General features: G+C 64.9%; 3 protein-coding genes. 1 reads left to right on the top strand and 2 read right to left on the bottom strand.

The features are described 5' to 3' along the window. Together CG740_RS29775 and CG740_RS29770 are read right to left on the bottom strand one after the other, a co-directional pair. On the bottom strand, positions 1–1,186 hold a 1,186-nt coding region (locus tag CG740_RS29775; RefSeq protein ID WP_100578365.1), incomplete at its 3' end, for an acyltransferase family protein. Between the two features lie 1,333 nt (positions 1,187–2,519). After that, entirely contained in the window at positions 2,520–6,815 is a 4,296-nt protein-coding gene (locus CG740_RS29770) for an FG-GAP-like repeat-containing protein (protein WP_159030431.1), read from the bottom strand. A 921-nt stretch (positions 6,816–7,736) separates the two neighbouring features. On the opposite strand from CG740_RS29770, the gene CG740_RS29765 reads away from it, so the two are divergent. Beyond that, complete coding sequence (locus CG740_RS29765; RefSeq protein WP_234376544.1) at positions 7,737–13,649, top strand: RHS repeat domain-containing protein; 5,913 nt, start codon at positions 7,737–7,739, stop codon at positions 13,647–13,649. Positions 13,650–14,211 lie beyond the last annotated feature (562 nt).

Below are 14,211 nucleotides of genomic sequence, written 5' to 3'. Positions count from 1 at the left end.
GCCACCGAGCGGGGATGTGCCGGACGAGCCATCGGTTGGCGGGCTCTTCGACGAGGCTGTGGAGGACCCAGGAGAGCGCGGTGACGACGAGACCCATGCCAAGCATGGTGAACAGGGCCGAGTTGTTGTCGGGGATGCGTCCCCACTCGTAGGTGGCCCAGCGGCTGATGGAGTGGTGGAGGAGATAGAAGCAGTACGACCAGGTGCCGAGGAGAATGAGGGGCTTGCTGTTCATTACGCCGCGGTGTCCGGCGACCTCGCGCTGGACGAAGGCGACGATGAGCAGCGCGGCGAGCACCGCGAGGGTGGGACGCAGCGTGTATTCGAGTTGGGCGATGCCGGCCTTGGACAGGTAGAGGCGGGCGTGGAAGTAGCCGTAGACGTACAGGGCGAGCAGGCCGATGGGGATCGCCGGGTGGAGTCGGGGCCGCCAGCCGCGCTGAAGGGCGACCGCGAAGGTCATGCCGAGCAGGAACTGGGGCAGATACACGACCGGGTGCCGCATGATCCATGCGGCCGTCGCGGTGGAGGTGTGGGTGGCGGCCCACCAGTTGACCGCATACATTCCCACCAGTCCGAGGGCGGACAGAGCCGCCAGGTGGACGGTGCGCAGCCGGACGACGATGCGTGCGAGCAGCGGGAACAGCGCGTAGAAGAGGATTTCCACGCTCAGCGTCCAGGTGACCGGGTTGCCGGGCAGCGACGGGTTGATGTGGGGGAACCAGTTCTGCACCAGGAAGAGCGAGGCGATCACGCCGGGCCAGTCGATCGTCAGACGCGCCTCGACGTAGAAGACGTAGACGGCCAGGATCGCCGAGACCAGCACCGCGGGCCAGATCCGCGCGGCGCGCCGCCAGTAGAAGGCGATGGGATGTTCGTGGGGCTTGAAGACCCAGGTCAGTAGGAAGCCGGACAGGACGAAGAAGAACGTCACGCCGTGCGCACCGAGCTGGGAGTACGGGAAGATCGCGGGGGCTCGTCCGAGTCCGGTCTTTCCGCCGAGACCGGTGAAGTGGTGTGCGAAGACCGCGAACGCGGCGAAGAACCGCAGGCTGGTCAGTGAATCGAGGCGCCCCGGCAGGCCGGGGGGCGCTATGGACGAGGCTCTGCCCGTACGCCGGATGAAGATGCTGCGAGGGGAAGTGGCGGCAGCTCGCGGAGGCGCTATCGGAGGTGGGATGGTCACGGTGCTTCCTGTGTCGGTCTGTCGCGGGACGCGTGTCGCACCGCGTGCCGGGCTCCGCTGTCGAACAGCAAGGGGCTCGGGAGAAGAGGAATGAGCAGACAGGGCACGCCTGCAGGGGGGCACTGCCGTCAAGACAGGCCCTACGGTCTGAAGTTGTTGCTGGTCAGGTCGAGTGGCGGCCGAGCAATCGGCAGGCTGAGTCGAGCCATCGTCCCGGTCGGCCGGTGCTCGGGTGAGCGTCGACAGCGTCTTTCTTGCTGGATCGCTCCAGGCGCCTGGACCTGACTCCGGCGCACGGGGAAGGGCTTGTTGCCACATCGCGGCATTGACGGTTGGGTAGCGCGGTTGGCGCCAGTAGGGCTGAGAGCGATAGGTGGGAGCGCGGTCTGTCTTTGAAGGCCGGGACAGACGGTGCGAGCGCCTCTTGGGCTCAGCCGGTTACCCGGACTCCGCCCGGAACGGACTCGGCGCTGCCCGAGACGCAATCTCGGAGGACCTCGAAGCCGTCCTCAGAGACGTCGACAGTCGTAGTAGTCAGTCTTTGATGAGGTCGGCGATGATCGGGTGATCCGGAGCCGTCAGGTCGAAGACGCATGGGCTCGTCAGCACGAGGTATCCGCTCTTGTCCATGGCCTGGAAGAGGCTCTTCCGATTACCAACAAGGACGTGGTCGGGCCCTGCATGACCTTGATTCGCGGCGTGGCGTTGTCGCAGTCGGCCGGCGTCGTCATGCGGCCATCGGCGTTGGTGAACTCGGTCTGCTTTTCGCCGAAGGTCTTCGCCGAATTCCGACGGGCAAAGGACTCGGCCGCCGAGGGCGGAGACTCGCGGCCGGCCGCCGCTGCGGAGGCGCCGCCGAAACCAGGGCAGGTCCCTCGGTCATGGTACGCAGTGCCCCGACCGGCACAGGCCGGACTATTCGTCGCTTGAGCGAGGTCACTGATGTCCTTTCAGGCATGGGTGACCGCACATCAGCATTCCCCCCCACACACATGTAATGTTTGTGTAAATCCCCGCAAGAAAGTATCTCTTTGGTGAAGGCCAAGTCATCACCGGGAGGCGTGAGCTGCCTCACAGCAGCCTCACAGATTCCTCGTAGAGCCACCTCTAATGTGGGCTGCCGAGGGCCGGTGAGCCTTTAGCGGGCTGACCTCAGCCGTCACAAAGGGGGCTAAGACGGTTTTCTTCGGATCACCTTGCTGACCAGATGAAGATGGCGGCGAGGTGGATGGTGGGGGTGCCGTAGTCAGTCAACTTGCCCCACGGACGGCACATGCCACGGCCCCACCGCGGTGCATACATCCGGGCGGGGCCGTGGCACTGATTGGTTTGGCTAGTTATAGGGCCTGAGGACGGTGTTGGCTGCGTAGTTCCAGTTGGCCGGGGTGGTGAAGGAGTAGCCGGGGGCGGCGCCGTTGAGTGTGCCGTCGGGCTTGGTGGTCCAGGTGTACATGCGGCTGGTGCCGTCGCTGTAGCCGTACATGGCGCCGACGTCGTCGCGGCCGTCGCCGTTGTAGTCCCCGGTGGTGATCATCATGTGGTTGTGGTCCCAGTTACCGGGAGCGGACTTCCAGGCCTGGGTGGGGGCGTTGAACTTGCCGTCGCGGGTGCTGGTGGCGACCAGGGTGTGCATGGCGTCGCTGCCGTCGGAGTAGTCGTACCAGGTGATGATGTCGTCGATGCCGTCGCCGTTGAAGTCGCCTGCCTGGAGGTAGGTGCGGTTCCAGTCGCCCCAGGAGGTGATGGTGCTGCCCCAGGAGGTGAGGTCCGGCTGGAAGGCTCCGGTGGGGCCGGCGAGGAAGGTGTGCATCTTGAGGGTGCCGTCGCCGTAGCCGTAGAGGGCGGCGATGTCGTCGCGGCCGTCGCCGTTGAAGTCTCCTGTAACGACCTTGCTCTGCTTCACGTCCCACCAGCCGGCGGGGAGTGCGGTGCCTTCGAAGGGCGGGTTGAAGCCGCCGCGGACGTCGGCAGTGAGGGTGAACAGACGGTCGGATCCGTCGGCGTAGGAGTACCAGATGGCGAGGTCGTCGCGGCCGTCGCCGTTGAAGTCACCGGACTGCAGACTCATGCTCTCGGAGTACCAGCTGCCCTTGGCGGAGGTGTAGGAGACGACGGGGGCCTGGAAGCCGCCGTCCGGCTTGCCGAAGGCGGTGAACACCTTCATCAGGCCGCCGCCGTAGTCGTAGGTCATCGCCGCGTCCCCGCGGCCGTCCCCGTTGTAGTCACCGGTCGCGAACCGCATCTTGTTCACGTTCCAGCTGCCGGTGCCCGAACTGTAGGAGCCGAACGGGGCGTTGAACGTGCCGTCCGAGTTGGTCAGGAACGACTGGAACGCGGCGTGTCCGTCGCTGTAGGTGTACCAGGACGCCATGTCGCTGCGCCCGTCGCCGTTGTAGTCGTGGCGGATCGCGGAGCCGCTGGACCACAGGGCCTGGCCCTTGGCGTTGTCGATGATGAGGTTGCCGCGGTCCTGGAGCATGACGTAGCCGTCGGCCAGGTGCTCGGGCTTGCCGGTGGTGGCCTGGTTGGTGCTCCACAGGGAGGTGGAGTCGTCGCCGGCTTTGTTGACGGTGATGTTGCCGTCGCTCTGGACGAGTGCGGTGGCGCCGGGGTTTCCTCCGGTGTTGGCCGACCAGATGACCTTGTTGGCGTTGGAGGTGATGACGAGGTTGCCGTCGGCCTGCATGGTGAGCTTGGCCGAGTTGGAGGTGACGGACTGACCGGAAGTGAGGCGGGTGCCGGGGGTGATGCGGCGGCCGCCGACGGAGCCGTCGATGGTGAACGGCTGCCCGAATCCCGTGAGGTTGCCGCCGGTGGCTTGGCCGGGCCAGCCGGTCACGGTGTTGTCGGTCTTGCGACCCCACAGGTCGGTGACGTCGTCGCCGTCGAAGTCTCCGGAGGAGCCGATAGTCGGGTAGTCGGCCTTCTTGAGGGTCAGGCCGGCGAGCTTGGTGCGGCGCGGTGCGGTGCCGAAGGTTGCGGCGTTCAACGCTCCGTTGGGATCGGCCTCACCGTAGGTGCGGTACATGTCGCCGGTGTCGTCCTTGCGCATCAGCAGGTCGGGCAGACCGTCGTTGTTGATGTCGCCGGGGCTGATGAGGGTGAACTGGTCCCAGTCCGAGCCGCCCACGAGGACGGGGTGGCTGCGGCCGCGGGTGAGGTAGTCCGATCGGTCGCCATAGTAGGCCCACAGCTGCTTGCCCTGCTTGACCAGGATGTCGGGCTTGCTGTCGCCGTTGAAGTCGCCGGTGAGGATCTGGTCGGCGTTGGACCAGTGGTCGTCGGTGATTCCCTTGCAGAGGCCCCCAGCGGTGGGCTTGGGGCAGGTGACCTTGAGGTCGAAGAAGGTGTACCCGTCGCGGTTGATGACGCCGCGGCCGTTGTTGGGGTAGACCTTCAGCAGATTCTGCTGAGCCGTATCGTTGTATTCGAGGGAGATCAGGTCGTTCTTGCCATCTTGGCCCCAGTCGCCGCCGGCTGTGACCTGTTGGCCGGGGAAGGCGCCGCCGCCGTTGGTGGCGACGGAGAACTCCTTGTTGCCGTGGCCGGCGTAGGTGAGCAGCGTGCCGTTGGAGTCCACGCTCCAGATGTCCTTGAAGCCGTCACCGTTGAGGTCACCGGCGCCGTCGCGCAGGGTGGTTCCGTCGGCGTAGTAGAGGTAGGTGGCGGTGTCGGAGCGGTTGCCAGCCTTGTCTACGCTGTACGCGTAGACCATGTGCGGACCCACTACTGGGGGCTTGATCTCGTCCGTGAAGGGGGCGCCGGGATCCGCTCGGTTGACCTGGGGGTCGTAGTCGGTCCACCAGTTGTAGGAGGCTACGTCGGTGACGCCGTTGGGCCCGAAGGTGAAGTGGCCGTTGTCGTTGACGTCGCCGTTGGGCTCGTCCGGCCAGCCCTGATCCCCGTTGGGAAACACCGTGGAGGTGATGGTCGGCGGATGGCTGGGACGGTCACGGTCCGTGGTGAATGTGCAGGTATCGCTCCACTTCGAGGTGGCGTGATCCTCATCCGTGGTTTGGACCTTCCACGTGTAGACGCCACTGGGCGTGGCGTTACCAGGCAGGACGAGGGTCACGATGCGGTCGTTGAGGGCCGGGACGCTGGTGTCTACGACCGGCTGGGTGCTGCCGGACTTGAAGACCTGGAAGTGCGCCGTGAGGTTGCCGGAGTCCTGGTCCTTGACGTGGGCGTACACACTGATCGGAGTGTTACCGATGACACCGCCCGCCGTGCAACTGGTCTGGGGGCTGGTGCCCGGCTTGTCGGGCTTCTCAGGAAGATGGTTGTACTGCACCTCCAGCACGGCCGTCTTGGGGTCGAACCTCTTCCAGGCGTTGTGATTCCTCTCGTCATCCGCCCTGACCTTGAGGCCGAGGGTCAGGCTGTTCTGGCCGGCCGCGACGCTGTCGCGCAGCGCCGAGGTGGCGTTGAACTCCAGATTTCCCGCCGCACAGCCCGGAACTGTGCTGCTCCAGCCCTTGGCATCGTGCACGGTCGCCAGGTCGCCGCCGATCTGCGACGGCTGGTTGTTCCAGGTCGTCTTCGGCGAGATGTCGCCGAAGCGTCCAAGGACCACGTCTGCCTTCGTGCAGGACCAGGACCAGGTGTTGCGGATACGGAAGGTCGCTGATTGGATCTGCGCTCCGCTCACGTAGCTCGTGTCGAGCCGGAAGTAGGAACGCGACAGGCCGTTGGTCTCACTCTCGTATCCGACTCGCACGTCCTCGTTGGCGTTCCAGTACGAGTTGTTCGGATACTTGGCATAGACGCGGGTCCAGCTCCACTTCTGCCGGTCCCCCCAGCCCCAGGTCGGGTCGATGTACACCGGGTAGGTGGTGTCGGCTCCGGTCAGCAGCTTCTGATCCGGCGTGATGGATAGGGAGTTGGAGGTCAGCGCCGTTTCCATCACCGCGTCCTTGGCGCCACCGCCGGGCTCGAAGCCGCTGGTGGGTGTGCTGGCGTCCTCCGAGGCCGCCAGCGCGCGCTTCGCCGACTTGGCGGCCGGGGCCGCACCCGCATCGGCAGGTTGCGGCGTGGAGTCCCACATCATCGGGGCCGGGCTGGTGAAGACGGTCTGTCCGGCGGGGTCGGTGGCCACCAGCGTCCCGGTGTCACCGTCCTTGTGGACGTCCAGACCGACCGTGCTGGTGGCGAAGTTGAGCGTCGCCAGCTCCGGGTTCTGCGCCGCCTGCGCCGACTTGACCACCAGGAGTTGTGAGAAGCCCTCCACCTCGGCCTTCAGCTGCAGGTCCACCCCCGGCAGTACCTCCGAGTAGGTGGCGATGTTGTCGCTGAGGGTCGGCTTGGGCAGCACCTTGGGCCACGACAGCGACAGCGTGCGCCCGTCCTTCACGCCCGACAGCATCGGCCCCGTACCGCCACCGGAGAACTTCACCGGCACCGTGGACGCCTTCGGCACCACCGAACCGTCCGCCGCGAACACCAGAGTCGGGTCGGTCGCGACCCACGCACCAGCGCGCCAGACCCGTACGGCCTGCCCGTACTGACGCACCGTGAACGTGCCGTCTGGCTGCGCCCACGTATCGGTCGCCTCCGTCCGCGCCGACACCAACTCATACGGATTCCCAGTGGACTTGGCTTGCTGCAGCGCATAGCCCTCCTCGCTCATCACCCCCCGCGAGACCGGGTCCGACGGCGGCTGAGAAGCAACGGCCGGAGCCGCGCCGGCTATGACCACTGCCGCAGGCAGGGCCACAACGACGGGGGCCACGACAGCACCGGCCAGGAAGGCCGCTACGGCGCTGGCGCGAAAGCGCCCCCGCGGCCAGTTTCTATCTCGTCTCATGTACGCCTCATCCGTCCTTTTCGTCAGTGAATTTCGAGGTGACTCTATAACTCCAGAATCGCGGTGCAGACAACACTCCAGTCCCCTCCTGAATACACACACCCTTTACATCCACAAGCGGTTACTTTCGCGACATGAGCCCCAAAGCAGACACACAGGATCTACTTAGCCCACCCTTACAGAAGGCATCTGACCTGCGCAATGTCCAGTTATTGACCCCGCCCCAGCGAGTCGCGGAGAGGAATGAGACCTTTTAGATCGGTTTGGATACAATCCAAGAAAACAAATACTTGACAGTTCGTTTACAAGCCCTGTTACGCTCCGGCGGTCATTTTAAGAATGGGCAAGGGGTGGGGCGTGAGCCGTTTCGGCATGCGTGGATTGGCGGCTTCCATAGCCGCCTTGGTCACGGTGGGGTTGCTACCTGCCGTATCGGTGGCAGCCGGCAGCGAAGGGCCAGCACTGCCCGGTCTCAAGCAGCCGAAGGCTGTCGCAGTGACGAAGGCCCTAGCTGGCGGGCCTAAGAGGAAGGACGACGCAGCCGCCAATCCCTGGAAGCAACCGAAGGTCGTCTGGCCGGCCGCGGGTTCAGCCGACGTCGACTTCACCGCCACGGCCGGAAGCAAGAGCGCGAGTACGACGCTGGCTGCCAAGTCGGCTTCTGCAGTCGGTAAGCGACGGGCCGGTTCACTGCCTGTCTCGGTCGGCGGGAGCAAAGACCGGGCCGCGGGGGCACCTTCCAAGGTGAAGGTCTCGGTCGCCGACCGGGCCACCGCCCAGAAGGCCGGTGTCGACGGACTGCTCCTCTCCCTCGCCCGTACCGACCAGGTCACCCGGCCGGGCACGGCCCCGGTCGAGGTCGACTACTCGGGCTTCAAGGGCGCCTACGGCGGCGACTGGGTCGCCCGCCTGCACCTCGTCGAACTCCCCGCCTGCGCCCTGACCACCCCCGAAGTGGCCAAATGCCGTACGCAGAAGCCTCTTTCGACCACCAACAACACCAAGTCGGGAACGCTGTCCGCCAACGCTCCGCTGGCAGCGGCGCAGCCGTTGATGGCACGGGCCGCGACAGGGGCCACCGTGCTGGCGGCTACCGCGGGAGCCTCCGGCGGGACGGGTGACTACAAAGCCACATCACTGCAGGCCTCCGGATCGTGGAACTCCGGCGGATCGACAGGCGCCTTCCACTGGTCATACCCGCTCAGCGTGCCTTCCGTTCCCGGAGGGGCACAACCCAAGCTGTCCCTGGGCTACAGCTCGCAGGCAGTGGACGGGCTGACGGCCGCTTCGAATACTCAGTCCGGCTGGCTCGGTGACGGCTGGTCGATGGAGCCCGGCTTCATCGAGCGCCGTTATAAGTCGTGCAACGATGACAAGACCGGCGGCACCAACACCACAAAAGTGGGTGATCTGTGCTGGTTCAACGACAACGCCACGATGTCGCTGAACGGCAAGAACACCGAACTCGTCTACGACGCCAAGACCGGCTGGCACGCGGCGGCCGATTCGGGGGAGAAGGTCGAGAAGCTCACCGGTGCCACCAATGGCGACAATGACGGTGAGCACTGGAAGGTCACCACGACTGACGGGACCCAGTACTACTTCGGCCTGAACCGCCTGCCGGGCTGGAAGGACTCCACCACTCCGACCACCAACTCGGCGTGGACGGTGCCGGTGTTCGGCAACCAGTCCGGGGAGCCCTGCTACAACGCCTTGTTCGCGACCGCCTGGTGCCAGCAGGCCTGGCGGTGGCAGCTCGACTACGTCGTCGACGTACACGGCGCCGCGATGGCTTACTACTGGAACACCGAGACCAACAACTACGGCCGCAACGTCTCCGAGACCACCGGCAAAGCCACCGTCACGCCGTACACCCGGGGCGGCTGGCTCGACCACATCGACTACGGCCTGCGCTCTGAAACCGTCTACAGCGCCAAGGCCATGGGTCAGGTCAAGTTCGACGTCTCCGAGCGATGCCTGACCTCCTGCGGCACCTTCGACGAGACCAACGCCAGGAACTGGCCGGACGTCCCCTTCGACCTGTACTGCAAGGACGCCGCCACCGAGTGCAAGAATCAGTACTCGCCCACGTTCTGGTCCCGCAAGCGTCTGACCAACATCACCACCAAGGCCCTGACCGGCGGCGCCTACCAGGACGTCGACTCCTGGGCACTGAGCCAGGGCTTTCCCCCGGCCGGTGACGGCATCTCCACGCCGATGTGGCTGCAGTCCATCACCCGCACCGGCAAGTCATCCGGAAGCCTGACCCTGCCGCCCGTAACGTTCGCCGGTCAGCAGAAGCCGAACCGGGTCGACAAACTCGGCGACGGCCTCGCACCGTTCATCCGGTTGCGCATGTCCCAGATCACCACCGAATCGGGCGGAACCATCGGCGTCGACTACCTCGACGCCGACTGCACCGCCACCACCCTGCCCCCGGCCGACGACACCAACACCACACGCTGCTACCCGGTGAAGTGGGCCTACGAGGGTGAGACGGCCAAGCAGGACTGGTTCAACTCCTACGTCGTCCAGCGCGTCACCGAAGGCGACAACCTCGCCAACACCCCCGACACCGTCACCGAGTACAGCTATCTCGGCGGCGCCAAATGGGCCAAGAGCACCGACGAGTTCACCAAACCCGACGACCGCGGCTACTCCATAGGACGCGGTTACGAACGCGTCCAGACCCGCAAGGGAACCGGGCTGGACTCCAAGACCCTCACCGAATCCCGGTTCTTCCGGGGCATCGACGGCGCACAGGTCAAGGACAGCGACGACGCCGACGCCATCGCCGTCACCGACCGCGAACAGTTCGGGGGAATGACCCGCTCCACCGCCACGTTCAACGGCGACGGCGGCGCTTTGATCGCGCGGACCTCCAACACCCCGTGGCGGTCGGAGAAGAAGGCCGCCCGTACACGGGCCGGCCTGCCGGACCTAGAGGCTTACCAGACCGGGACCGAGAAGGAATCGACCCGCACCACCATCACCGGCGGCTCACGAACCACCGAACTGACGCGGCACTTCGACGACTACGGCATGGTCGACTCGGTCTTCCAGAGCGGTGACACCAGCAAGACCGGCGACGAGCAGTGCACCACCACCACCTACGTGCGCAACACCAGCATCTGGCTTCTCGACAAGGTCTCCCAGGTCCGGACCACTCCCACGGCATGTGGTGTGCACGGCTATGTCACCGACGACACCCGCACCTACTTCGACAACAACACCGACCTGAAGGCCGCGCCCACCAAGGGCGACATCACCAAGACCGAGAAGCTCAAGGGCGACGGCACCGACTACGAGACCATCTCCTCGGTCCCCAGCACCTGCGGCCCGCTCAACAAGCAGCTCTGCTACGACCAGTACGGCCGCGGCCTCGTCGCCACTGACGCCTACGGCAACAACACCTCCACCGCCTACACCCCGGCCGCTGGTGAACCGCCCACCAAGACCGTTCTCACCAACGCGCTGGGCCACACAGTGACCGCTCTGTTCGAACCACTACGCGGCCAGCCGACGCAAGTCACCGACGCCAACGGCAGGATCACAACCAACGCGTACGACGCCCTGGGCCGGATCTCAAAGGTCTGGATACCCACACGCTCCGCAGCTACTTACAGCACGCCAAATTACGCATTCACCTACCAGATCCGCAACGACGCCCCGACGGTGGTCACCCGGACCAGCCTCACCCATGACAACCAGCTCGACACCAGTTACACCTTCTACGACGGGCTACTTCGTGCCAGGGAAACGCAGTCCGAGTCGCCCGACCGCTCCGGGCGCCTGATCAGCGAGACCTTCTACAACACCCGCGGCGAGACCAACCGGACTTCCGGTACCTACTACGCCACCGGTAAGGCCGGACCTGTTCTGGTCACGGGCGCGGAATCCAGCGACTATCCCGCGTCCGCGGAAACGCAGTTCGACGGTGCGGGTCGCGCCATCGCAGTGCTCGGCAAGCGGTTCGGCGATGTGAAGGAAAAGACCAGCACCAGCTACGCCGGAGACACCACCACCGTCATTCCGCCGCTGGGCGGCACCAGCACCACGACGGTCGTCGACGCGCTCGGCCGCACCACCGAACTGCGGCAGTACACCGACGCGGACCGCACTACCTACCAGGCCACCCTGTACAGGTACAACAATTACGGCCGCCTCGATCAGGTCACCGACCCGTCCGGCGCCAAGTGGACCTACACCTACGACACCCGCGGACGCCAGACCGGCATCGACGACCCCGACAAGGGCGTCACCAGCACCGTTTACGACAAGGGTGACCGGGCCACCGACACCACCGATGCCCGTGGCATCACGCTGCACACCGACTACGACGCCCTCGGCCGCAAGACCGCCCTCAAGAAGGGCACCAGCACCCTCGCCTCCTGGACGTACGACACCGTCGCCAAGGGCAAGCTCAGCAAGTCGACCCGCTATGTCGGCACGGACGCGTACACCACCGAGATCACCGGCTATGACGACCTCTACAACCCTAATGACACTGTTGCCACCGTGCCTGCCAGCGAGGGCAAGCTCGCCGGCTCCTACGAGTGGTTCGCCGGGTACAACAACAACAGCGGACAGCAGGAGTACGTCTTCCACCCGGCCCTCGGCGACCTGCCCGAAGAGCAGGTCTCCACGGCCTATACAGCGGTCCACGGCATGGTCAACTTCGCTCACGCGGGCAGCGACCCGCTGATATCGGCCACCACGTACGACCACTACGGCAAGCCGCTCCGCCAGGAATACGGCGAGTTCAACCAACACGTGTGGACCACCACCGAATACGACGACCACACCGGCCGGCCCACCCGCGTCACCAACGACCGCGACGCCAGCCCCAAGCGCATCGACGACACTCACTACAGCTACGACCCAGCCGGCAACCTCACCTCGGTAGCCGCCGCCTTCGGCCAGGACACCACACGCACCACCGACACCCAGTGCTTCACCACCGACGCACTGCGCCGCATCACTGAAGCCTGGACCAACACCGGCGAACAGTGCGCCACCACCCCCTCCGCAGGGGTCGTCGGCGGCCAGGACCCGTACTGGACCAGCTACACCTACGACCCGGTCGGCAACCGCAAGACCGAAACCCAGCACACGACCCCCGCCGGCCCCGCAGCCGACACCACACGCACCTACGCCGCACCCACCCCCGGCACCCACAACCTTCCCAAGGTCAGCCAGACCGGCACCGCCGCCCACGACGAGACCTACGCCTACGACCAGGACGGCAACACCAAAACCCGCACCACCGGCCCCAACACCCAGACCCTGACCTGGGACGACGAAGGCCACCTCAAAACCCTCACCGACGCCACCAACACCAGCAACTACCTGTACGACACCGACGGACAGCGCCTCATCCGACGCGACTCCACCGGCACCACCCTCTACCTCCCCGGCGGCAACGAACTCCACCTCGACAAAGCCGGCAAGGTCACCGGCACCCGCTACTACACCGTCGGCGGACAGACCGTCGCCATGCGCACCGGCACCAAACTCACCTACCTCCTGAGCGACCCGCACGGCACCGGTAGCGCCCAGGTCACCGCCGACGCCACCCAGACCGTCACCCGCCGCAAATCAGGGATCTTCGGTACCCCCCGCGGCAACCAGCCCGCCAACTGGGCCGGAGACAAGGGCTTCATCGGCGGCACCAAAGACACCGATACCGGCCTCACCCACCTCGGCGCCCGCGAATACGACCCCGCCATCGGCCGCTTCATATCCGTCGACCCCATCATGGACCTCACGGACCCCCAGCAGGCCCACGGATACACCTACGGCAGCAACAACCCACTCCTCTACACCGACCCCTCGGGCCAGATGCAGATGTGCGGCGAAGGCGGCGCAGCCTGCTACCCCGGGAGCTGGAACACTGACGGAACTCCCAACACGGATTGCAACCGTTCCACCAGCGACTCGTACAAGACCTCGAGCAGCTGCAACCTCGTCACCACCGGTGGCGGTGACGGTGGCGGTGGCGGTGGCGGTGGCGGTGGCGGTGGCGGTGGCGACTACAACGACGGCGGCAGAGGGGTGGGCGACCAGCTCAAAGAAGCTGAACGGAAGCAAGCCAGAAAGAATTATCTCGCAGCCTGGGACGACCTCACATGGCTCCAGAAACTGTTGAACGACCACTCTTGGTACAAGGCGCAAATGCCATGCGCGATTGCAGATCCAGGAGAGATGTGCGGTGCGGCGGAAGCCATTATTCCGATCATTCCTGGCGGACGCATGGGAGGCGAAGAGGCTGAAGAAGGAGCAGGCGGCAAGCCACACGGGGCAGGCGCAGGGAATCTAGACGGCCCAGAACTCTCCGTGAGTGAAGGACAGTTCGGAAATAAATGGGGTAGGCACGCCAAGGACTATGGACTCGATCCGCGAGAAAAATCCGCTCGCCAAACATATGTGGAACGGATCGTTGATGTGCGAGGAAACTACGATGAAGCGCGCCAGGGGGCATGGAATCCCAACGGGGGCGGCGGAACAGACTACTACTTCTATCGGAAAAATAACGATCTACTGGTCACGAAAGGTGATGGGGAGTTCGTAACAATGTTCCCGATGTCCAAGCCAAATGGATGGTTTAATGACGCCATTCCAATACCAAGGCCATTGGGGCCACCTAACCTTATGTAGAAGCCGCGAGACCGGGACGCAAACCATGGCGCAACGCGAAACAGAAATCATGCCAGTGGGCACGCAGTTGACTAGTATGCAGCTAGTCATACACAAAGCCGACGAGACGAAAGCGGAGGCGGTCGAAGCCATCTTTGCGTCCGGCGAATCGCAGCTTCTGAGCACGGCAACAGACTGGACCCTGGAAATCACTCAAGGGCTATGGCCTCAGCTTCCGAGCTGGTGCTGGCCGCCCGAAAGCTGGGAGTTTCAAAAGGTAGGCACGATTGGCACCCCTGGGTTCGATGAGGTGTTGGAATGCTCTAGGACCTATAACGAGGTAGGCGAACTAGTAGGCCTCTCCATTCGGTTCGCGGGCGGCACCTTCACCATCAGATCCGGAGCTCACATCACCTGCCAACTGACACGTCATACCTCTCAGTAGCAAACCGCCCCGCCATGTCATGCGCATCGCGCCTAGTGGAGCAAAGCCTCATGGACCCATAGCTGCAGAGATGCTATATCGGACCCATCTCCTCGGTCTCCGGATGCGACTTGCACCGTTTTCCCGTAAGCGGCATCC

Source organism: Streptomyces sp. CB01201 (assembly GCF_002803085.1).
GTDB classification, from domain to species: Bacteria; Actinomycetota; Actinomycetes; order Streptomycetales; family Streptomycetaceae; genus Streptomyces; species Streptomyces hundungensis.
This window is presented reverse-complemented; position numbering and strand designations above follow the sequence as displayed.